This is a genomic window from Streptomyces sp. NPDC021622, assembly GCF_040640795.1.
Classification (GTDB): domain Bacteria; phylum Actinomycetota; class Actinomycetes; order Streptomycetales; family Streptomycetaceae; genus Streptomyces.
This window is the reverse complement of the sequence record NZ_JBFACK010000029.1, coordinates 46,563-68,093: the sequence shown is the minus strand read 5'-3', so window position 1 is coordinate 68,093 and position 21,531 is coordinate 46,563. Positions and strand designations below refer to the sequence as shown.

15 protein-coding genes are annotated in these 21,531 nt (G+C 70.2%); 9 read left to right on the top strand and 6 right to left on the bottom strand.

Going from position 1 to position 21,531, the window contains the following annotated elements; translation table 11 throughout:
* Positions 1-121: 121 nt before the first annotated feature.
* Positions 122-2,593: a hypothetical protein gene (locus AB0G47_RS39280; RefSeq protein ID WP_360780371.1), complete on the top strand. Its 2,472-nt coding sequence runs from the start codon at positions 122-124 to the stop codon at positions 2,591-2,593.
* A gap of 24 nt (positions 2,594-2,617) precedes the next feature.
* Here AB0G47_RS39280 and AB0G47_RS39275 read toward each other — a convergent pair whose 3' ends face one another.
* On the bottom strand, positions 2,618-2,857 hold the full coding sequence (locus AB0G47_RS39275; protein ID WP_266872361.1) for a WhiB family transcriptional regulator: 240 nt from the start codon (positions 2,855-2,857) through the stop codon (positions 2,618-2,620).
* A 235-nt stretch (positions 2,858-3,092) separates the two neighbouring features.
* Complete coding sequence (locus AB0G47_RS39270; RefSeq protein ID WP_360780368.1) at positions 3,093-3,887, bottom strand: VOC family protein; 795 nt, start codon at positions 3,885-3,887, stop codon at positions 3,093-3,095.
* Between the two features lie 240 nt (positions 3,888-4,127).
* On the opposite strand from AB0G47_RS39270, the gene AB0G47_RS39265 reads away from it, so the two are divergent.
* Positions 4,128-5,354 (top strand): glycoside hydrolase family 64 protein, encoded by a 1,227-nt coding sequence (locus AB0G47_RS39265; RefSeq protein ID WP_360780365.1) that lies wholly within the window; start codon positions 4,128-4,130, stop codon positions 5,352-5,354.
* Positions 5,355-5,436: 82 nt separating this feature from the next.
* Here the strand turns inward: AB0G47_RS39265 and AB0G47_RS39260 are convergent, their stop codons facing one another.
* The 3 genes from AB0G47_RS39260 to AB0G47_RS39250 form a co-directional block, all read right to left on the bottom strand.
* Entirely contained in the window at positions 5,437-5,679 is a 243-nt protein-coding gene (locus tag AB0G47_RS39260) for a chaplin (RefSeq protein ID WP_360780362.1), read from the bottom strand.
* Positions 5,680-5,808: 129 nt separating this feature from the next.
* Positions 5,809-6,828 (bottom strand): LacI family DNA-binding transcriptional regulator, encoded by a 1,020-nt coding sequence (locus tag AB0G47_RS39255; RefSeq protein WP_360780359.1) that lies wholly within the window; start codon positions 6,826-6,828, stop codon positions 5,809-5,811.
* Between the two features lie 118 nt (positions 6,829-6,946).
* Complete coding sequence (locus AB0G47_RS39250) at positions 6,947-8,539, bottom strand: GMC family oxidoreductase N-terminal domain-containing protein (RefSeq protein ID WP_360780356.1); 1,593 nt, start codon at positions 8,537-8,539, stop codon at positions 6,947-6,949.
* Between the two features lie 167 nt (positions 8,540-8,706).
* Here AB0G47_RS39250 and AB0G47_RS39245 point away from each other — a divergent pair, with 167 nt between their 5' ends.
* The 4 genes from AB0G47_RS39245 (at position 8,707) to AB0G47_RS39230 (ending at position 13,157) form a co-directional block, all read left to right on the top strand.
* Positions 8,707-9,768, top strand: coding sequence for a hypothetical protein (locus AB0G47_RS39245; protein ID WP_360780353.1), 1,062 nt, complete (start codon positions 8,707-8,709; stop codon positions 9,766-9,768).
* A 66-nt stretch (positions 9,769-9,834) separates the two neighbouring features.
* Complete coding sequence (locus AB0G47_RS39240) at positions 9,835-11,310, top strand: HEAT repeat domain-containing protein (RefSeq protein WP_360780351.1); 1,476 nt, start codon at positions 9,835-9,837, stop codon at positions 11,308-11,310.
* A gap of 30 nt (positions 11,311-11,340) precedes the next feature.
* Positions 11,341-12,819: a HEAT repeat domain-containing protein gene (locus tag AB0G47_RS39235; RefSeq protein ID WP_360780348.1), complete on the top strand. Its 1,479-nt coding sequence runs from the start codon at positions 11,341-11,343 to the stop codon at positions 12,817-12,819.
* Positions 12,820-12,938: 119 nt separating this feature from the next.
* Positions 12,939-13,157: a LysE family transporter gene (locus tag AB0G47_RS39230; RefSeq protein WP_360780345.1), complete on the top strand. Its 219-nt coding sequence runs from the start codon at positions 12,939-12,941 to the stop codon at positions 13,155-13,157.
* A 25-nt stretch (positions 13,158-13,182) separates the two neighbouring features.
* Here AB0G47_RS39230 and AB0G47_RS39225 read toward each other — a convergent pair whose 3' ends face one another.
* Positions 13,183-14,205 (bottom strand): multicopper oxidase domain-containing protein, encoded by a 1,023-nt coding sequence (locus AB0G47_RS39225; RefSeq protein WP_360780342.1) that lies wholly within the window; start codon positions 14,203-14,205, stop codon positions 13,183-13,185.
* A 409-nt stretch (positions 14,206-14,614) separates the two neighbouring features.
* Here AB0G47_RS39225 and AB0G47_RS39220 point away from each other — a divergent pair, with 409 nt between their 5' ends.
* From AB0G47_RS39220 to AB0G47_RS39210, 3 genes are all read left to right on the top strand, one after another.
* Complete coding sequence (locus AB0G47_RS39220) at positions 14,615-16,960, top strand: ThuA domain-containing protein (protein WP_360780339.1); 2,346 nt, start codon at positions 14,615-14,617, stop codon at positions 16,958-16,960.
* Positions 16,957-19,161, top strand: a complete 2,205-nt coding sequence (locus tag AB0G47_RS39215) for a family 16 glycoside hydrolase (protein WP_360780336.1) — start codon at positions 16,957-16,959, stop codon at positions 19,159-19,161. The genes AB0G47_RS39220 and AB0G47_RS39215 overlap by 4 nt, the downstream gene beginning before the upstream one ends.
* 149 nt (positions 19,162-19,310) lie before the next feature.
* Positions 19,311-21,422 (top strand): HEAT repeat domain-containing protein, encoded by a 2,112-nt coding sequence (locus AB0G47_RS39210; RefSeq protein WP_360780334.1) that lies wholly within the window; start codon positions 19,311-19,313, stop codon positions 21,420-21,422.
* Positions 21,423-21,531: the final 109 nt, after the last annotated feature.

Sequence of the window (21,531 nt, the reverse complement as noted above, 5' to 3'; positions counted from 1 at the left end):
CCCGGACCAGCGGTGATCGCCTGGCCCGCGCCCCCGGATCGTAACCGTGCGAGGACCGCCGTGCCGAACGGATTTACGGCCGCCCGCCGCGGTGCAACGGTGGGCAGCGGGGGTGGAACCCATGGCGCAGACCCATGAATGGATGTTCTACGAGGTCATGTGGCGCGGCTGGGCGGGCAGGGCACGCATGCCCTATCCCGTGCCGTGGTGGGCACAGGCGGCCTTCCGGCGCTGGAGCGACGACTTCGACCAGGGGACGTACGAGTCCAAGGAGGCGGCCTTCGCCTCCAACGCCCTGTACCGCTACTGGCACATGGTGGGTGTGAAGGACCACCGCCAGGAGTCGCTGATCGGCCAGGCGGGCGAGATCGAGCCCGTCTACGACAAGTACTGTCTCTCCTTCTTCCTCTACGAACCGGCGAACGGCGCCCTGCATCTGCCGCAGCTGACGGGCGGCGGGACGGTCGGGCAGCGCATGGAGGCGCCGCATCTGCCGGTGGTCCTGACGACGTTCCGCACGGCCGACGGCACCGAATTCGTGCAGCGGACCTTCGCGACCACCGTCGGCACCCGGCAGCGCGATCTCGTCGTGACCCGTCTGACGGTGGGCAGCGCGAGCGGGCAGCCGCGCGAGGGCTGGCTGTGCGCGGCGGTCATGCCGGCCGGGCCGAGCGGTTTCCAGCGGCACGACCGCAACGGCCGGCAGATCACCGACCGGCGCCTGACGTTCCTGCGCCATCTGCCGGACGAGGGGCGGGTGGAGACCAACAGCGGGTGGGGCCCGGTGTTCGACACGGCTCCGGAGCAGTACGGCGTGTACGGCAACCCGGACTTCACGTACGACCCCGACTCCTACCTCACGCACAGCCCGTTCCACGACCTGGTCAACGGTGGCAAGCTGAACGGCGCGCTGCGCGCCCAGGACCAGATCGCGGGACTGTGCAGCGCGGCGTTCGCCTGGCCCTACCGGGTCGCGGACGACGAACTGTTCGAGCTCGACGTCCGTCTCCCCGTCGATCTCTACAGCGGGGCCGCCGATCTGGCCGAGATCAAGGCCACTCCCGCCGCACGCCTGGAAGAGGCCAACCGCGACTTCTGGACGGACAAGCTCCTGTCACAGGGAGTGCAGCCCGAACTACCGTCGCCCGTCGCCCACTTGACGGACCGGTTCCGGCAGTGCCGCTCGCAGCTGCTCATCCTCTCCGACCACGGCGAGATCCATCCCGGGCCGACGGTGTACGACTCCTTCTGGATCCGCGACTCGTCCGTCGAGGCCACGGCATGCTCGCTGGTGGGCGATTCGGCCCTGGCCGAGCACCAGTTGGGCACGCACTATCCGCTCAAGTTCAACCGCGGGACGGGCCGGATCGGGCCGTGCGCCGAGTACGGCTTCTACGGCGGCCCGCACGAGAAGGACGACCGCGAGTGGGACAGCAACGGCCAGGCGCTGTGGGCGATCGGCCGCTTCGACCGCACGCGCGGCCGGGCCGCCGCCTTCGGAGCGAAGCTCTACACGCCGTACGTCATCGACGGCGCCCGCTGGCTGCGGGACAACCGCGACCAGTACGGCCTGCTGCACAGCGGCTGGAGCGCCGAGCACCTCGGCGAGCGCGACAAGCCGCACTACTGGGACGACCTGTGGGGCCTGGCCGGACTGTACGAGGCGGCGCGGCTCGCGGAGCGCATCGGCTCGCCCGACGTGCCGGAACTCTGGGGCGCCTTCGACGACTTGAAGCGCGCGACGGCCGCGTCGGTGCGCTGGGTCCTTGAGGAGCAGCGCCGGCGCGGCGCCTGGGAGACGTACATACCGACCGGACCCGCCGACGTCGGCCGGCTCGACTCGACGATGATCGGCACGGCGGCGTTCTTCCATCCGCTGCGGCTGCACATGGGCAGCAAGCTGGGCGAGGACATCGACCGGGCGGCACGCCACACGCTCGACACGATGTACGCCCATTTCGTGACCGGCGGCTACCGGCACGAGGCGGCATGGAACACCTACGGCCCCTACCTGACGACGCAGTTGGCGCACGCCTACCTCCTGGCCGGCGACGCGGCGCGGATGGACGCGCTGCTCGGCTGGATCGTGGGCGCGTCCATGCCGCGGACCGATGAGCGTGCGGTGGCGCTGGGCGCGTGGAACGAGCAGCACGCGTTCCCCATCGCGTCCGACTACCGCGAAGTCCCCGGCCGCCACTGGTACATGGGGGACATCCCGCACGGCTGGGCGGCGGCCGAGTATCTGCTGCTGCTCCGCGACATCCTCTTCTTCGAGGCCGACGAGGACCGCGACCCGCATCTGTACATCGCTCCGGGCGTACGTCCGCACTGGGTGCCGGACGGCGAATCGGTGGCCGTCGACGACGCCCCGAACCTGTTCGGCACGCCCTTCGGCTACCGCCTCACCCATGACGCGGGCGCGCGGAAGGTCACCGTGGACATCACCCGGTCACCGGAGCGGGTCCGCTATGTCTATCCGTGCCGGTTCGGCTCGGTGCGGTCGGCGACCGCGGACGGCCGTGATCTGACGGTCACGGGCGACGATGTGCGCGTACCGGCGGGGACGAGGAGGTTCACGGTCACGTACGCGTGAGAAGGTCGCGAACGCGTCAGATGATCACGTACGCCTGAGGTGGAGCCGCTCCTTCTCGGAGAGCCCGCCCCAGACGCCGAACCGCTCGTCATGGGCGAGGGCGTATTCGAGACAGGCGGGGCGCATCTCGCAGAGCTGGCATATGTACTTCGCCTCGCGCACGGAGCTGCCCGGTTCGGGAAAGAAGAAGTCGGAGCCCGTCTGCGCACACAGCGCCTGCTCCTGCCAGGCGAGTTCCGGCTCGGTGGTCATGTCGATCTTCATGCCGATGATGCTGGCAGGGCGCGCGAAACAACCGATCAACGAACGATCAACGCGGCGCGGCGAGGCGTTTCGGCCGTTGTGGAACGTGGCGAAATCCTCCATGCCCGCCAGGAACATGGCGTAACCCCCGTCAGGTTCAGTCGGGTTCAAGTGATGCACGGGGCAGGCCCGATCCACGGCTCCGGCCTGCCCGGCGCCGCCCCCGGTGGCGGGCGACGCCGGAAGGCCGACTCCCTCAGCCCGCGCTCGGCGCCTCCGGCTGCATCAGCGCGAACCGCGCCCCGGACGGATCGGCGAGCTTGGCGAAGCTGCCGACGCCCGCCAGGTCCATCCGCGGCACCCGCACCGCGCCGCCCGCGGGCTTGACCTTGGCAAGCACCGCGTCGATGTCGGTCACCTGGAAGTACGGAGTCCAATAGGCCCCGCCCTCGGCTTCCTCCGGGGCGTCGGCCAGCGGCCACAGGCCGCCGAACATGTCGTCCTCGGTGCCGCCGGCGGGGTGGATCATCGTGTACGAACCGCCGGGGAAGGACTGGGTGGTGGTGCCCCAGCCGAAGACCGTGCCGTAGAAGGCGGCGGCCGCGGCGATGTCCGGCGTGTACAGCTCCGTCCAGTTCATGCTGTTCGGCGCGTCCACGAGGTCCAGGCCCTTGATCGTGCCCGGCTGCCAGACGGCGAAGCCGACCCCCTGGGCGTCGGTGAACACCGCCATGCGGCCGAGGTCGCCGACGTCCATGGCCTCGTACTTGACGCTGCCGCCGGCCTGCTCGACCGCCTTGCTCGCCGCGTCGGCATCCGGCGTCTTGAAGTAGATCGTCCAGGACGGCGGGGCCTCGTCGACGGGGACGGTCATGGCGCCCGCCACGGTCTTTCCGTCCGACTGATACATGCCGTATCCGCCGAATTGCTCGCCGCCGGACTGGAACTCCCAGCCGAAGAGCGCGCGGTAGAAGGCGTTGGCGCGCTCCAGGTCCGGAGTGCCGAGGTCCACCCACACAGGGGCACCCGTGAGGAAACGGGTACTAAGCATGATCGACTCCTTTGTCGCATCTCGCTTCCGTTCCTCCGAGTCTGGCACCTGGCACTGACACCGCACGCCGACCGCCATCTTGTGAAGGAACAACATTTCTGAGAGCGCTCTCAGCCACATCTCTTGACGCCGGATTTCCCCGACGCAACAGTGGTCGCACGGCACGGCCGGCCGCACCCCACGCCCCCACACCTTCACGTACGACATCCCCCCACACCCCCACACTCCGGGAGATCCTCCGTGATATCGCGTCGCGTATTCCTGTCGTCCGCAGCCGGTGCCGCAGGAGCCCTGACCTATCCCGCCTGGGGCAGCGTCCTCAGCCCCGACGCCAAGGCGGCGCCCGCCACCTGTGAACTCGCCCTGCAGAACAAGTCGTTGCCCGGCGAGGTGCGCGCCTACGTCACCGGCCACGAGCAGGGCACCGACCGCTGGGTGCTGCTCAAGCCGGACGGCGGTGTCTACCGGCCCGACTCGCCGTCGGCCCCGCAGACGCCGCTCCCGGTCGACTGCTCCATCCCGCTGGGCGCGGCCGGTTCCGCACCGAAGGTCCTGACGCTGCCTCAAATGTTCGGCGCCCGCGTCTACTTCGTGCGGGACGACAAGCTGGACTTCTTCCTCAACCCGGGCCCGTCCCTGGTCGAGCCCGCCTTCGCGACCAAGGAGGACCCCAACTACGGGCGCACCTGGTCGTTCTGCGAATTCACCTTCAACAGCACGCAGTTGTACGCCAACATCAGCTACGTGGACCTGGTCACGGCCCTGCCCATCGGCCTGACCCTGGAGGGCGACGCCAAGCACACCGTCGCCCCGCTGCCCGACGGGGCCGTCGACAAGATCGCGGCTGATCTCGTCGCGCAGGGCGAGAAGGACGGGCAGCCGTGGGGCGACCTGGTGATCCGGGGCGACGGCGGGGACGTACTGCGCGTCATCTCACCGCAGAACCTCATGGCCCCGTACTTCGACCGGCCCGACCAGATGCCGTTCCGGGACGTGTGGAACAGCTACATCGACCAGGTGTGGGAGAAGTACCGCGGCACCGACCTCAAGATCGACCTCCAGGGCGGCCGGGGTGTGTTCACCGGGCGGGTGAGCGGTGACACGCTGACCTTCGACGGCGGGCACACCTTCGCGAAGCCCACGTCGAAGGACATCTTCACCTGCAACCACGGGCCGTTCACCAATGACCCCGCGGACTCCGACGACAAGAAGGGGCTGCTCGCGCGGCTCGCGGCGGGGTTCAACCGGAGCATCATGCTGACGCACGCGGAGCAGCCGAACGGGGCGGGCTCCGGGGACTACTACAAGGACGCGGTGACGAACCACTGGGCGCGGGTGGTGCACGCGAACTCCCCCATCGGGTACGCGTTCCCGTACGACGACGTCCGGCCGGACGGGGAACCGGATGTGTCCGGCGCGGCGCACGACGGCAATCCGCGCAGGTTCACGGTGAGCGTCGGGGCGTAGCCCGGCGAGTGTTCGGGACGTAGCCCGGCACGCGCGAAGGCCCCGTCGCGTTCGGCACGCGACGGGGCTTTCGCCGGCAGACTTATGCGCAGCGGTTGGCCACGGCGGGGTTGAAGGCGCCGATGACATTCACGGAGTTGCCGCAAACGTTGATGGGAACGTGGACCGGCACTTGCACGAGGTTGCCGCTGAGGACGCCGGGCGAGTACCCCACCACGCCCTTCGCGAAGGCGCCGGGATCGGGACCGGCGATTGCGGAGCCGGCCCCGCCGATGACGGTGACCGCGGCGAGGGCCGCCGCTGCCAGGATCGCGCGCTTGCGCATGGGTCTACCTCCTGATGAAGGGAAATACCGCTCGCAGCCTCACCCGGCAGGCACGCGGCGAAAACGCCGGTGAGCCACCCGGGGTAACGAGGGCACCCTTTCGTGCGGCGCGCTGGTCCGTCCGGCCGCCTACGCCGACCCCCTGCGCACCAGCTCCGTCGGCAGGACGACGCTCTCCTCCGGGCCGCCCCGCGCAAGCAGGATGCGCGCCATCAACCGCCCCATCTCCTCGATGTCCTGCCGCACCGTCGTCAGCGGTGGAGACGTCTGCTCGGCCACCGCCACCATGTCGTCGAAGCCCACCACCGCGACGTCCTCCGGCACCCGCACCCCCCGCTCGTGGAGCACACGGAGCGCGCCCGACGCGGACAGGTCGTTGGCCGCGAAGACGGCGTCCAAGTCCGGGCAGCGGTCGAGGAGTTCGCGCATCGCCCGCTCCCCGCCGGCCGGCGTGAAGTCGCCATCGGCGACGTACGCGTCGCCCGCATCCGGCAGGACGTCGCGGAAGCCGTCGAGCCGGTCCACCGCCGACGTCTGGTCAAGCGGGCCGGTGATGTGCGCGACGCGGGTGCGGCCCAGCGAGACCAGATGGCGGACCGCGGCCCGCGCGCCCCCGCGGTTGTCGCAGTCGACGTACGGCGATGTGGCCGTACCGTCGGGCCACCCCGGGCGGCCGCCGAACACCGTCGGCACACCGGCGCCCTGGATGATGCCGGGCAGCGGATCGTCGAGGTGCAGGGAGAAGACGAGCGCGCCGTCGACATGGCCGCCCGACAGATAGCGGCCGACCCGCTCGTGGTCGTCGCGCCCCTCGGTCAGGAGCAGCACCAGCTGCACGTCGCGCGAGGTCAGCTCCTTGCTGATGCCGCGCAGCTGCAGCGCGAAGAACGGGTCGGCGAAGACCCGTGTCTCCGGTTCGGCGATCACGACGGCGACCGCGTCGTGGCGGCGGGTGACCAGGCTGCGGGCGGCGCGGTTCGGTACGTAGCCGAGCTCGTCGACCGCGTGCCTGACCTTCTCGGCGAGCGCGTCGCGCACCCCCTTGTCGCCGTTCACGACGCGGGACACCGTGGCCCGTGAGACCCCGGCGCGGGCGGCCACCGCCTCCAGCGTGGGGCGCGCGGCGGCGCTCGTCGGCGGCTCGGTCACCTGGGGCTCCTCTGGGACTGCGGTGAATCAAGGACTTCGGCGGATCACGGACCGCTGCGGATGACGGACTGCTGCGGATCGTCCGCCGGTCAGAATACGGTCGGCTCGGTGCGCCCGGTCACCTCCGCGGTGCGTCCGCCCTGATCAGCTCCGCAGCCTTCTCCGCGAGCGCGACCGTGGGCGCGTGGGTGTGGCCGCGGGTGATCCTCGGCATCACGGAGGCGTCGACCACCCGCAGCGCCTGCACGCCGCGCACGCGCAGCGTCGGATCGGTGACCGACCGCTCGTCGCCGCCCATCCGGCAGGTGCCGACCGGGTGGTAGAGCGTCTCGGCGGAGCCGCGGATCGACCGGGCAAGGGTGTCGTCGTCGACGGTCCCCGGATACGGTTCGAGCGGCCCCGACGCGTACGGGGCCAGGGCGCTGCCCGCGAGGAGTTCCTCGGCGCGGCGCACCCCGGCGACCAGGGTGGCGATGTCGGCGTCGGCCGTCAGATAGCCGGGGTCGATGCGGGGCGGCGCGGAGACCCCCGGCCGGGTGGGCGTGGTCCGGCCCTCGCTCTGCGGCTGGAGGAGGACCACGCCGATGGTGATGCCGTGCTCGGTGGGCGGGACGAGCCCGTGGTCCACGAACGGCACGGGGGCGTAGATCAACTCGATGTCGGGGGCGGTCAGTTCGGGCCTCGTCCTGATGAAGGCGACGGCCTCGGCGACGTTGGACGTGAGCGGGCCGCGCCTGCCGAGCAGGAAGCGCCCGACGTTGGCGAGGGAGTCGGCGCCGGTCAGGGTGACGGGCTGCGGGCAGCGCATGGTGACCGAGTAGGCGAGGTGGTCCTGGAGGTGACGGCCCACTTCGGGTGCGGGGACGCGGGTCTCGATGCCCGCCTTGGAGAGTTCGTCGGGGTCGCCGACGCCGGAGGCCTGGAGCAGCTGGGGCGAACCGATGGCGCCCGCGCTGAGGATCACTTCGCGGCGGGCGATCAGCTTGCCCGCGACACCGTCGGCGATCACTCCGGCCACGCGTGTCCCGTCGAACTCCAGCCTGCGCACCCGCGCGTCGGTCAGGATGTGCAGGTTGCGGCGGCGCCCCGCCGTCCTGAGATAGCCGTCGGCGGCGCTCCAGCGGCGGCCGCGGCGCTGGTTGACCGGGGTGAGCGCGAAGCCGCCGTTGTCGGGGCCGTTCAGCTCGGTCAGTTCGCTCAGGCCCGCCGCACGGCAGGCGTCGAGGAACGCGGGCGTGGTCGGGTTCAGTGCGCGCGGCGGCGAGATCCAGAGCGGCCCTTCCGTTCCGTAGACGCTGCCTGCGCCCGCCGGGCCCGTCCACCGCTCGGCGCGCCGGAAGTAGCGCTCGAACTCCTCGTAGGACCACTCTGGGCCCGCGGCCTCGCCCCAGGCGTCGTAGTCGTCGCGGTGGCCGCGCACCCACATCATGGCGTTCATCGAGGACGAGCCGCCGAGCATGTGGCCGCGGGGCCAGAAGAGTTCACGGCCGTCGAGGGCGGACTGCTTCGCGGTGGAGAAGTTCCAGTCGTACGGCGTCTTGAACAGCTTCGGGAAAGCGGCCGGGATCCGGATCTCGGGCTTGCGGTCCCGCGGCCCCGACTCCACGAGCGCCACCCGCGTCGCGGGATCCTCCGAAAGCCGCGCGGCAAGCACACATCCCGCGGATCCGGCACCGACGATGACGTAGTCGTACTCGCTGTCCTTGCTCAACTCGACTCCCTCGGGGGACGGTTCGCGGCGGCGTGCGTACTGGGACGTGCGGGTCGCAGGGGTGCTCCGGACAAGTCGCAGGGGCGATCCGTACAAGGAGTACACCCAACGTGTATCCCTGGGTAAAGGGTTGGCACGACGATCCGTGTGTCGTACAGGATCTCCACATGACGACCAGAAAGGCCGATGCCGACCACAGCAACTCCGTTGCCGGGCACAGCACCTCTGTTACCGGGCACAGCAACCCTGTTGCCGGGCACAGCACCCCTGTTGCCGGGCACAGCACCTCTGTTGCCGGGCACCCTCAGGAAACGCCTCCGACGCCCCTCACCCCGTACGCACACCTGCCGCGCAGGTACCACGACCGTCACATCGCCCACAGCACCGTCGACGCCTTCGGGTCCGCGCACTGGCTGCTGGCCGCGCGCGAGCCGAAGCCCGGGCGCGGCGCCCTCAGGCCGTACGACGCCCTGGTCGTCACCGTCGACGCCGAGGGACGGAACCACACGACGGAACTCAGCGCGCTCCGCGCCCGGTTCCCCCGGATCGACGCGCTGCCGGACGGGGGCTTCGTCGTCGCCGACGCGCGCAGCCGCAGGAGCGAGCAGCATGTGCAGGTGTACGACGCGCTGGGCCGCGAGTCGTGGACGTTCCGCGTCGGGGACGCCATCGAGCAGTTCCTGGTCGATCCGGCCGGCCGGCTTTGGGTCGGCCACTTCGACGAAGGCGTCTTCGGGGACGACGAGCTCAGCGGCCCCGGCCTGCGCTGCTGGAGCGCCGAGGGCGAGCCGCTGTGGGCGTACGAAGCGGTGGAGGGCGCGGGCGAGATCTACGACTGCTATGCGCTCAACGTGAGCGGGGACGGCGTCTGGGCCTGCGCCTACGACGACTTCGCGCTCCTGGAGATCGACCCGGATCGAATGGACGGCACGGACGGCACGCATGGCTCCGATCGCACCGTGCGGCCGCGCCTCAACTCCGTTGCGGGCGCGCATGCGTTGGCCGTGTGGGCGGGCCGGGCGATGTTCGTCGGCGGGTACGGCGACGACCGTGACCGTCTCGTCGACGCCGTGGTCACGCACGACCGGGTACGGCCGGTCTCGACCGGACGGCTCGTCCGGCCGGACGGCACCCCGCTCGGGCGCCGGCGGACGGTCAGCCGTGGCCGGAGGGTCTATGTACAGGAGGAGCCGCACTCGGCTTGGGCAGTCCTCGACATCGGCGTGTGACTCCGCTGAGGGGGCGGGCGTCGGACCCGCCTCCGGCCCGCGCGGCGCCCCGCCTACGCTGTCGGGATGTTCGCGAACCGGAGAGCGCGCAAGCAGGCGGAACTGCATGAGGAGCTGGCCGCCAGGCTGCGGGACACGGACCCGGAGGTCCGGAGCAAGGCGGCGACCGAGGCCGCCGAGACCGACGACCAGGAATGGGCGCTGCGCGAACTGGTGCGGGCCGTGGAGCGCGAACCGTGGGCGGAGGACTTCTCCGGGACGGTGGTCAGCGGCTTCGCGGCAGCGCTGCGCCGAGAACGGCCGATCCGCGAACGGACGGAACAGGTCATCGCGCGGCACCTGGACGACCCCGAAGGCTTCGTGCGGGCCTGGACCTCGCTGACGGCGGAGCTCGGCGGCGGCCCCGCCGTACGGGACATCGACGACGACCTGCGCGACGACATGCGGGGCCGCCTCATCGCCATGCGCCGCGAGGGCTGGACGGCCGAGGGCATATCCGGCCGCGGACAGCCGGGCGGCTTCGCCTACGACCTGGCGTTCGACATCGCCGTCATGCTGGCCTGCGTCGTGCTGCACCAGAACGCGCCGGTGTCGGACGAGGAGGCGCAGCGGCTCCGCGCCGAGACGCGCGCCGCGCTGAGGAACGCGCTGCCGTACGCGCCTGGAAGCGACGAACGGGCCACCGCCCTCGCCCCGTTGACCAAATCCCCCGAGGCCGAGTCATGGACCGACCGGGCCCGTGCGGGCGTACGCGTCGACGAGGCACTGGACCTGTGCACCAGCGGGGAGCAGGACCTGGTGACGCTGGGAGCCGAGCTCCTGGCCAAGCTCCTCTTCGGTGAAGTGGTCCGGCTCGGCCCGGTGCGCGAGGTCCTGGACGGTCTCGTCGAGCGCGAGGCCCGGGAGAACCCCTTCCTCCTGAGCCGGATCCTGCAGTGCTACAGCCATCTGCACATGCCGATGCCCCTGGACGACCCGCCCCTCCCGCTGCTGCTCGACTCGCTGCGCCACCCCGACCCCGTCGTCCGCGCCGCGGCCGCGGAGGGCCTCGACCCGATGGCCACCGGCTCCCCTGCGGAGGCTGAAGCCGTGGAGGGCCTCGTCGGCCTCCTGGAGAACGACCCGGACACGGGTGTGCGGTGCCGCGCGGCCCTGGCACTGCGGTGGCTCAAGTACGACGACGAACGCCACGCCCGCATCGCCTCCGACGCGTTGGAGCGCCAGGCGGACTCGGACGTACCGGAGATCCGCGCGCACAGTGTCGCCGACGCCCTGCGGCGCGGCGCCCCGGACGCGTACGACAGGCTGCTCGCGGGGCTCGAATCCCCGTCCGCACACTGGCAGTTGGTCCTGGCCCTGGGGAACGTGCCCGGCGGATCCGGCTTCGTCCTCCCTACGCGCTCCCAGCGCAAGGCGATCATTCAGCGCGTCGAGGCGTTGCGCGACACAGGGTGGGCCGACCGGGACATCACCGCGGACTTCACGGGTGCGGAGAGGGCGCAGCTGCTGTCCCACCTGCTGGATCTGCTGCGGGGCCGGTAGCCGCAGAGCGCCGCCGCATACGGTGTCCTCATGTTCAAGAAGCGGAAAGCGCGCCTGCAGGCAGAGCTGCACGAGGACCTGGCCGCCGCGCTGCGGGACGCGGACCCGGAGGTCCGGGGCAAGGCGGCGGGCGACACGGCGGAGACTGCCGAGCTGGGATGGGCGTTGCGGGAGTTGGCGCTGGCCATGGCACGCGAGCAGTCGGTGGACGAACCGTTCGACTCCCTCGCGGGCGCCTTCGCCGTCGCCCTGCGCCGCGACCGCGCGATCCGCGAGCGTACGGAGGCGGTCTTCGCCGCGCATCTGGACGACCCCGAGGAATTTCTGCGGGAGTGGACGGCTCTGACGGCAGACCTCGGCGGCGCCCCGGCCCTGAGTGAGATCTCCCCCGACGCACGGGACGATGCGCGAGGACGGCTCCGCCAGATACGGGACCACGACTGGACCGCGCAGGGTCTCGCACACGCGGGCCGACCCGACAGCTTCGCGTACGAGGTGCGGTTCGGTGTCGCCGTCACGCTGGCCTGCATCGTGGTGCGGCGAGCCGTACCACTGCCCGCCGACGAGGCGGAGCGGCTGCGCGCCGCCGCCCGCGACGCCCTCGCGAAGGCACTCCCCCTCGCTCCGGGCGGCCCCGAACGTACCGACGTCCTGACGGAGCTGGCCGAACAGCCCGAGGACGAGTCCTGGACGGATCGCGCGCGGTGCTGCCTGCTGATCGACGAGGCCCTGTCCCTGTGCGACGACGCGGACCCGGACCGGGTGGCGCTCGGCGTCGAGGCGCTGTCCGCGGTGCTGCTGTTCAACGGCGTGTTCCGGTCCGACCGGATCCGCGAGACCCTCGACCGCCTCGCCGCGGGCCCGTCCGACGCCGTCGCGTTGAGCGAACTGCTGTGCTGCTACGAACGGCTGCACATGGACGAGCCGCTGGAGGCCCCACCCCTCCCCTTGTTCCTCGACGCATTGCGGCACGCCGACGCCAGGGTTCGCAGCGCCGCCGCCGAGGGCCTCGACCCGATGGCCGAGGGCTCCCCGTCGGAGGGCGATGCCGTGGACGCCCTGGTCGACCTGCTCGAGCACGATGCCGACCTCGGTGTCCGCGTGAGCGCCGCCAGGACTCTTGCCGGCCTCGTCTGCGCCGAGGAGCGCAACTCGTGGGCCACGTTCGACGCCCTGCAACGGCACGCCGACTCCCCCGTCCCGGAGATCCGCGCGCTCAGCCTCCGTGACGCACTCAAGCGCGGCACTCCGGACGCGTACGACCGCCTCCTGCGCGAACTCGAACCATCCGACGTGCACTGGGAGTTCCTGTCGGCATACAGCTACGCCGCCATGCGCCACGATTTCCGTCTCTCGCCGGACATCCGCCCTCGCCTCGTCGAACGCCTGGAGCACCTGCGGTCATCCGGCTGGTCCGACCGCTGTGAGGATCCGGACGCCTACCCCGATCCGGAGGACCGGGCCGAGATGCTCGACGAGATCCTGCGAGACCTCCGCGCCGACGCCTAAGGCCTTCCCGGGAGCCGACGCCGAACGGTGCGAGCTCCCGTGGGCCCACTGGCAAAGGGGCAGGTCCGGCGGGGTGACCGCACTTCTCACGGCCTCCCACATCGCCTACACCGCCGTCCTTGTCCCACTTCATCCCTCCAGGCACAGGCCACTTCTCGATGGGCCTCCTGCTGACCACCGTGCACATCCTCATCGGTCTGCTCTGGTCCGCCGTTCTCATCGGCTTCGCCCGCGTTCTGCACGGCTGGCTCCGCAAGCCCCGGGCCCGCCGCCTGCTCGACAGGATCACCGGCACCGTCATCGGCATCTTCGGCATCAGACTGGCACTCGGCGACTGACGATCCGATGACGATCCGACACGCTCTAGCCGTGGTCGTGCCCGGACGCCCCGGACTTCTCCGCGGACCCTGACTTCTGCGCGGACCCGGCCGCCCCATGATGCGGCTCGTAATCCGGGATGGTCCCGTCCGCCTTCTTCACCAGGAACAGCCCCGCCATCCCCATGTCCGAGTGGCTCTGCACATGGCAGTGGTACATCCACGCGCCCGCGCCGACCCCCTCCCCCGCGATCACCTGGAAGCCGAACGAGTCCCCCGGCCCCGTGATCTTGTCGTCGAGGATCTGGCTGGGGTCCTCGGGGCCGGTCAGCAGGCCCGTGCGGTTGTCCGCCCAGCGGTGACCGTGGACGTGGAAGGTGTGGTAGTACTCGCCGTGCGTGATCGAGACGAACTCGACCCGATCCCCCACCGTGGCCTCGAAGTTGGGGCTGTCGTGGCCGGCCTTGTTGTTGATCGTCATGTCGTTGAAGACGATGGTGAACGTCTTGTCCGGCAGCAGATCGCCCTTGCGCCGCACGATCAGCGGCCCGTAGAGCCCCTTGCGTACGCCGCCGGTGCCGTGATCGGTGCCGACCACGTGGTCGTGGTAGTGCCAGTAGCCCGCGGTACCTGGGCGCCAGGTGCCGTCCTTGCGGCGGCCCGGCGCGTGCGTGCGCCAGGTGTAGGTGCGTTTCCCGCCCGGCCCGACATCGCTCTTGGTGTGCTTGGTGCCGTCGCTGGAGATCTCGTAGTCCATGCCGTGGACGTGCAGGCTGGCGTTCACGTCCATCAGGTTCTCGAACTCGATGTGCAGCGTGTCGCCCTCGTTCAGCTCGATCAGCGGGCCGGGGATGGACGCCTTGCCCTTCTCCAGGCCGTAGCCCATCTGCCCGTCCGGCAGCTTCTCGGCGTACATCTTGATGCGGCGCACCTCGCCGCCCGCCGGCGCGGTCTTCGGCCCTTCGGCCGTGCTCGCCTCGGGGGCGGAGGCCAGCGACAACGATGTCACCCCGGCCGTCGCGGCCACGCCACCCACGAGCATCCGCCGGTTGAAGCTCCGTCTGTCCATGCCGAACTCCCCACTGCGGTACGGAGACTGACGGGGCAGAGGTTGCCCCCGGGACGGCCACACGGTACTGGGGGGATCTTCGTTTATCCACACTCAGGACAAAGTTGGCACTGTTGCAGTCATACCTATTGGCGAGTGACGAAAAGAGGTCTAGCTTCATCGGCGCTGTTGCTGTGACCGACGAGGGGTGGGTGTACTCATGCGGCTCACACCGCATCAAAGGCCCTTGGGCGTACGAGGGTTGAGCAGACGCAGGGACCGCAAAGACCGCAGAGACCACAGAGACCGGGGAAGACGCCGGCCGCCCCGAGCCTGGGCCGCCGCCCTGCTCTCCGGAGCCCTGGTCACCGGCGCGCTCTCCGCACAGGCCGCCACCGCGCGGCCCTATCCGGAACCGCCGTTGACAACGATGTCCCTGCCGACCCCGCCCGGCGGGGCGAACGTCCGCGTGCTGGTCTTCCACGGCTCGGCGGCGGGCGGCGACGAGTCCCCCGTCGTCAACGCGGGCATCGAGGCCATCGAGAAGATCGGCCAATCCGGCCCGGCCGCCCAGCGGTTCAGGATCGAGGCGACGGACGACCCGGCGGTCTTCACGAACGAGGCCAAGCTCGGCAAGTTCAACGCGGTCGCCTTCCTGACCGGCGGCGGCGACATCCTCGAACCCGAGCAGGAGGCGGGCCTCGAGGCCTACATGGAGGCCGGCGGCGGCTTCCTCGGCATCCATGACGCGGCCCGCGCCGAGCCGTACTCGACCTGGTTCACCGGTCTTATCGGTGCCCGCCCCGCCGACTCCAGCCCAACGAACGTACAGCGGGCCACAGTTGAGGTGGGCGACCGCCAGAACCCCGCCACCAAGGACCTGCCGCTGCAGTGGAAGCGCCCCGACCGGTGGCTGAACTGGACGAAGAACCCGTCAGGCGACGTGCACACCGTGGCCCGCGTGCGCGAGGCGACCTACCAGCCGGGCGAGAGCAAGAACGGCTGGGACCACCCGGTGTCCTGGTGCCGTGACTACGACGGCGGGCGCTCCTTCTACACCGGCATGGGCGGCACCGCGGACTCCTACGACGAGACCGACTTCCGGCAGCATCTGCGCGGCGCCCTGCTGTGGACGACCCGCATCGCGCGCGCCGACTGCAAGTCGACGATCAACGCCAACTACAAGGCGGAGCGCCTGACACAGGCCAATCAGCCGGGCCAGAACGACCAGATCGGCGAGCCGCACGGCCTGGTCACCGCGCCCGACGGGCGGGTCTTCTACATCGGCCGCGGCGGCGCGGACTCCTCGCAGCCGGTGGTCACCGACTGGAACAACCCCGACATCGGCAAGGGCAAGGGCGAGATCCACGTCTACGACCCCAAGACCAAGAAGGTGACCCTCGCGGGAGCGCTCACCGTCTTCGGCAACAAGGGCGGCGGCGATGAGCTGATCAAGGTCGAAGAGGGCCTGCTCGGCATCGAGTTGGACCCGAAATTCGCGGAGAACGGGTGGGTGTATCTGCACTACACACCCCACTCGAAGATCAACCGCGATACGCACATGGCCGAGCGCCATGTCTCCCGCTTCACCCTCGACCAGACCACGAACAAGCTGGACCTGGGCAGCGAGAAGGTGCTGCTCAAGTGGCCCGTGCAGATCCACAGTTGCTGCCACTCGGGCGGCGGGATGGCCTGGGACTCCAAGGGCAATCTCTACATCGCGACCGGCGACAACAACTCATCACGGTTCAGCGACGGTTACGCGGGCAACAACCCGGAGCCGAACTTCAAGGGCGTCTCCTTCGCCGACGCGCGCCGCACCGCGGGCAACACCAACAATCTCAACGGCAAGATCCTGCGCATTCACCCGGAGGCCGACGGGACGTACACGCTCCCCGATGGCAATCTCTTCACCGGCAAGGAGCCGGACGAGGGCGGCGGCAAGACGCGCGGCGAGATCTATGTGATGGGCGTCAGGAACCCGGCGCGTATCTCGATCGACAAGAAGACCGACACCTTGTACGCGGGCTGGGTCGGGCCCGACGCCGGTGCGCCGTCGACGACTTGGGGTCCGGCGAAGTACGACACGTTCGCCGCGATCACCCACGCGTCCAACCGCGGCTGGCCGTACTGCATGGGCAACAACCAGCCCTACCGCGACCGCAATCTGCCGGACCCGACGAAGCCACTCGGCTGGTACGACTGCAAGAACCTCAAGAACGAGTCGCCCAACAACGACGGCCTGGTGAACATCCCGCCGGCCGAACCGAACAACATCTGGTACTCGCCGCAGGGCGGCGGCATCGACTATCCGCGCGACGCGAACGGCGTGCCGAGCTACAAGACGGAGGAGCAGAAGCAGCTCCTTCCGTGGCTCAAGGGCGGCGGCCAGGCCACGATGAACGGCCCCGTCTACCGCTTCGACGCGGCGAGCACGAGCGCCGACAAGTGGCCCTCGTACTGGGACGGCAAATGGTTCGTCGGTGACTTCTACGACGCCGACCAGCCGCGCCACGCGGTGCTCACCGACCCCAAGACGGTCGGCAGCGGCGGGCTTCCGACGCACGCCGAGTCCCTGAAGAAGATCATCCCGATCGGCAACGACGGCATCAAGAACCTCATGGACTGGAAGTTCGCCCCAGACGGTTCGCTGTACGTACTCGACTACGGCCGCGGCTTCTTCACCTCGGACCCCAAGTCGGCGCTGTGGCACGTCACTTACAAGGGCGGCGAGGCCACACCGGCCGCCGACGACCTGGCAAGGAGGGCGGGATGAAGCCCGTCGTGCGCAAACGAAGACTCTGGACGGCGCTGCTCGCGTCGCTCCTGATGGTGCTCGGCCTGACGTCGACGGTGGCCTTCGGGCGCGACGACAACTCGGGCCTGGCCGCCCAGACCCTGACCTGGACGGCGAACAACAGCATCGACGAGTACGCCTCCGCGCCCACCACGGCGGTCGCGGGTGCGACGACGATCGTCTTCGAGAACAGCGTGGCGACCGGCAACGACACCGGCATGCCGCACACGCTGACGTTCGACGTCTCGGACCCCGAGTACAACAACGACGTACCGCTGAACATCCTGGCCAACCCCAACGACGACCAGGGCGGCAAGCACACCGCCGAGGTGAACCTGACGCCCGGCCGTTACCGCTACCACTGCACGATCCCCGGCCACGGGGCGATGCAGGGCATCCTCGTGGTGACCGAGGGCGGCGGCGAGGACACCACGGCTCCCGAGACCTCGGCGAAGGTGGAAGGGCAGACCAACTCCGATGGCGCGTACATCGGTTCGGCAAGTGTCGCGGTGACGGCGACCGACGCGGGTTCGGGCGTCGACAAGGTCGAGTACGCGGTCGGCGCGGACGGCGCCTGGCAGCCGTACACGGCCCCCGTCGTCGTCGACCAGGTCGGCACCCACAAGATCCGCTACCGGGCGAGCGACAAGGCGGGCAACGTGGCGGCGGAGAAGGCCGTCGACTTCACGGTGGTCCCGCCGCCGACCGACGACAAGACACCACCGGAGACCTCGGCCACGGTGACCGGCGAGAAGAACGACAAGGGCGAGTACATCGGGATGGCGACCGTCACCGTGACGGCGTCCGACACCGGCTCCGGCGTCAACAAGATCGAGTACGCGGTCGGGGACGGCGGCGCATGGACGGCGTACACGGCGCCGGTCATGGTCCACGCGGCGGGCGCGCACAAGATCCGCTATCGCGCGTCCGACAAGGCGGGCAATGTGGCGGCGGAGAAGGCCGTCGAGTTCACCGTGGTCACGCCGCCGGTCGAGGACAAGACGCCGCCGGAGACCGGCGCGAAGGTCGAGGGCGACAAGGACTCGGACGGCGCGTACATCGGCAAGGCGAAGGTGACGGTCACGGCGACCGACGCCGAATCGGGGGTCGACAGGATCGAGTACTCCCTGGACGGTGGCCCCTATCTCGCGTACGCCGATCCGGTCGTCGTCGACCGCGTGGGGCGCCACACGGTGGCGTACCGGGCGAGCGACAAGGCGGGCAATGTGGCGGCGGCGAAGGACGTCTCCTTCACGGTCACGGAGGGCGGCGGGATTCCGGCGCCCAACTGCCCGGAGTACGACGAGCGGTTGACGGTGTTCGTCGGCACCGTCGACACGGGCATCCCGAACCGCGTCACCAACAACCGGTGCCGCATCAACGAGTTGATCGAGGACGAGAAGGAATGGACGTCGCAGGCGCTCTTCCTGAAGCACGTCAAGAGCGTCACCGACAAACTCCTGAAGGCCGGTGAGATCGACCAGCGCGAGTACAACAAGATCAACCGCGCCGCCAAACAGTCCGGCATCGGCAGGCCGGGCCAGACCGAGGGCTACCGCAAGATCTTCGACGGCACCCAGGAGTCCCTGAACAAGTGGGAGCAGGTCGGCGGCGGCAAGTTCGGCCTCAACGGCGACGGCTCGATCACCAGCAGCACCTCCGTGGCGGGCATGGGCATGCTGTGGTTCCCGGAGCGCAAGTACGGCGACTTCTCGCTGAAGCTCCAGTGGCGGGACGACGCCCCGGGCAACGGAAACGCCAACTCCGGTGTCTTCGTGCGCTTCCCGCAGGTCCACGACCACCCGGAGGAGCCGCGTCCGGAGTGGGTCGCCATCAAGTACGGACACGAGGTGCAGGTGCTCGACCGTCCTGACGGCGACATGTACAAGACGAGTTCGATCTACGGCTTCGACCGGGTGGGCCTCGGCGGCGCCGGTGTCACCCCGAAGGGCACGTGGAACGACTACGAGATCCGCGTGGTGGACCAGCACTACTCGGTCTACCGCAACGGCGTGCTGCTCAACGAGTTCGACAACACGGGCGGCCAGGACTTCGTCCCGCCGCGCGGTGACGACCCCGGCACGGACGGGCGGCGGTTCGCGTCCGGCTATGTCGGGCTGCAGGTGCACGGGGTCACTGATGTGATCTCGTACCGGGACATCAGGATCAAGGAGCTGTAGCCGGCCACCGCCTACCCGGACCGGCTTCGGCCCCCGCACCCCGACTTGGGGCGCGGGGGCCGTTGTCAGTGGCGTGAGGCATGCTTTTGATCAACGGAATCGAGCACGGCCGAGCAGGATCAAGCGCGGCCCGGCACGGGGGAACAGTGATGGCTTTCACGGGGATCGACGACATCGACTGGGCGTCGATGGTGCATGCCTACGGCGACGCGTCGGACGTGCCGCGGCTGCTGCGGGGTTTGGCGTCGGCGGACCCGGAGGAGCGGGACATCGCCCTGGACGGGATGTACGGCGCGGTGCATCACCAGGGCGATGTCTACGACTCGACCGTCGCGTGCCTGCCGTTCCTCTTCGACCTCGTCGCCGACGCGTCGGTCGCCGACCGGGGTTCCCTCGTGGGCCTGTTGTGCAGCATCGCGGGCGAGGAGGAACCGGACCCGGAGGAGATCGGCGGCCTCTTCGAGGACGAGGAGGAGGACGCGCACTGGGTCGGGAACTTCCTCACCGCCAGCGCGACGATCCGGGGACGTGCCGGGTTCTTCCTGGATCTCCTCGCGGACCCGGATCCAGGCCTGCGCGAGGTGCTGCCGGAGGCGGTGGTCCAGCTGCACGACGACCCCGCGCGGGTGCTCGCAGCGCTGCGCGGGCGGATGGCCGTGGAGCAGGCGGATGTGGTCGTACGTTCCCTGGTGCGGGCGATCGGCATGCTGGGCACCCGGCACGCACAGCTGCTCGGTGCGGAGGCCGGCGCCTGCCTGCGCGAGGTGCTCTCGTCCGGCGGCGCCGCCGATCCCGAGCTGCGCCTGACGGTCCTCGCACAGCTGGCCCGGTGCGCTCCCGAGCTGCTGCCGGAGGACTGCGTGGACATCGCCACGGAGGTGATGCGGATCGCGTACGAGGCAAAACGCGAGCGAGGCAGCGCTGCCGGGGAAGCCGCCGCCTCCGACCAACGGCCGCGCACCAACACGATGTTGTCCCATCTCAGGGATCTGGAGGCCGCGCACCGCGCGAGCATCGACGCGGACCTCGCCGACGACCTCCTCGAGGATCTGCACGACGCACTCGGCGACTCCACGGAGCAGCGGTTCGAGCTGCTCCACGAGCAGCTGTACAGCCCCGACTGGGGACAGCGCATGGCGGCGGTCCAGATGAGCGGACAGCTGCTGACCGGCTGGCGCGCGCCGAACGACCTCACGGTCGCGCTGCTCGCGCGGCAGCTGGTGGAGCACGAGGAGCGGCTTTCCCGGGCCGCGCTGCGGGAGTTGGGGGTTGTGCATCCCATCGCCCGTTTCATGGCGGATGTGCTGGAGGCGGCCCTCGTCGAGTGGGAGGACGAGTGGGAGCCGGAGGACTGGGAGACCTCCCTCTTCGGCGGGGCGATCAACGTGCTTGCCCTGCAAGGTGATGAGCGGGTCGTGCCGTATCTGGCTGCGGTCCTGGAAAGCGGCGGCCCCATCCCCGAGGATCTGTCCCGGTGGGTCGGGGCGATCGGCCCCGCCGCGGCGCGCCTGGCGCCGGTGCTGCAGCACAGGCTGGCCTCCCTCGGTCCGAACGACGCAAGGTCGGACTCCTCACGACTCGTCGCGGCCTTGGGCCGCCTGCGCGCAGCCGATTCCCTGCCCCTGATCGTGCGCATCCTGCGGGACAACCACGGCGCACAGACCCAGTGGCCCGCACTGAGGGCGCTCGTCCGGTACGGGCCGGCCGCCGCCGAGGTCGCGCCGTATCTGCGCGATCTGGTGTCAGACGGCTACCCCACCACGAGCCATCGGCTGAAGGCGGCCGACGCCCTCCGGGCGGTGACGGGCGAGACCGGACTCGTGCTGCCCGTACTGCGCGAGGCCCTGGCCGCGGACCAGCAGTACGACCGGAATCTCGCACTGCGCATCGCGGGATCGCTCGGCCCTCAGGCGACGGAACTCGCGCCCCGGCTACACGAGCTGATGACCGATGAGGGATCGATGGAGGCGACGATCGCGCTCTGGAAGGTGCGGGCCGAGGCGGCCGAGGTCCTGCCGACGTTCCTCGCCCAGTGGACGGCGAAGCCCGGCACCCGTCCGGCGACGGCCACCTGTCTGGTCGAGATGGGCGCCGAGGCCCTGCCCGCCCTCCCTCTGATACGCGAGGAGCTGGCCGCCACCCGCCGCCACAACAACACCGGCTCCCGCGGCATCATGCGCGATGCCTGTGCCGATGACGAGGCCCTGCTGAGGAGGTGCCGCCGCATCGCCGCCGCGCTCGCCCCGGAGGGCACCGGCTGACCTCCCTGCAAGGCTCTCCAGCCCTGTCGGGTCGGGCAGTTTCAGCTGGTCGGACGCGATCCTGCAGTGGGCGGGCAAGACCGCGGACGCGTTCACGGAGCAGTTCGAG

What these genes read in the sequence shown, in the direction of transcription:
- AB0G47_RS39220 (WP_360780339.1), top strand. Translation starts at nt 14,615, where the DNA reads ATGTCCCTGCCGACCCCGCCCGGCGGGGCGAACGTCCGCGTGCTGGTC.
- AB0G47_RS39225 (WP_360780342.1), bottom strand. Translation starts at nt 14,205, where the DNA reads ATGGACAGACGGAGCTTCAACCGGCGGATGCTCGTGGGTGGCGTGGCC.
- AB0G47_RS39275 (WP_266872361.1), bottom strand. Translation starts at nt 2,857, where the DNA reads ATGAAGATCGACATGACCACCGAGCCGGAACTCGCCTGGCAGGAGCAG.
- AB0G47_RS39235 (WP_360780348.1), top strand. Translation starts at nt 11,341, where the DNA reads ATGTTCAAGAAGCGGAAAGCGCGCCTGCAGGCAGAGCTGCACGAGGAC.
- AB0G47_RS39280 (WP_360780371.1), top strand. Translation starts at nt 122, where the DNA reads ATGGCGCAGACCCATGAATGGATGTTCTACGAGGTCATGTGGCGCGGC.
- AB0G47_RS39260 (WP_360780362.1), bottom strand. Translation starts at nt 5,679, where the DNA reads ATGCGCAAGCGCGCGATCCTGGCAGCGGCGGCCCTCGCCGCGGTCACC.
- AB0G47_RS39245 (WP_360780353.1), top strand. Translation starts at nt 8,707, where the DNA reads ATGACGACCAGAAAGGCCGATGCCGACCACAGCAACTCCGTTGCCGGG.
- AB0G47_RS39270 (WP_360780368.1), bottom strand. Translation starts at nt 3,887, where the DNA reads ATGCTTAGTACCCGTTTCCTCACGGGTGCCCCTGTGTGGGTGGACCTC.
- AB0G47_RS39240 (WP_360780351.1), top strand. Translation starts at nt 9,835, where the DNA reads ATGTTCGCGAACCGGAGAGCGCGCAAGCAGGCGGAACTGCATGAGGAG.
- AB0G47_RS39215 (WP_360780336.1), top strand. Translation starts at nt 16,957, where the DNA reads ATGAAGCCCGTCGTGCGCAAACGAAGACTCTGGACGGCGCTGCTCGCG.
- AB0G47_RS39210 (WP_360780334.1), top strand. Translation starts at nt 19,311, where the DNA reads ATGGCTTTCACGGGGATCGACGACATCGACTGGGCGTCGATGGTGCAT.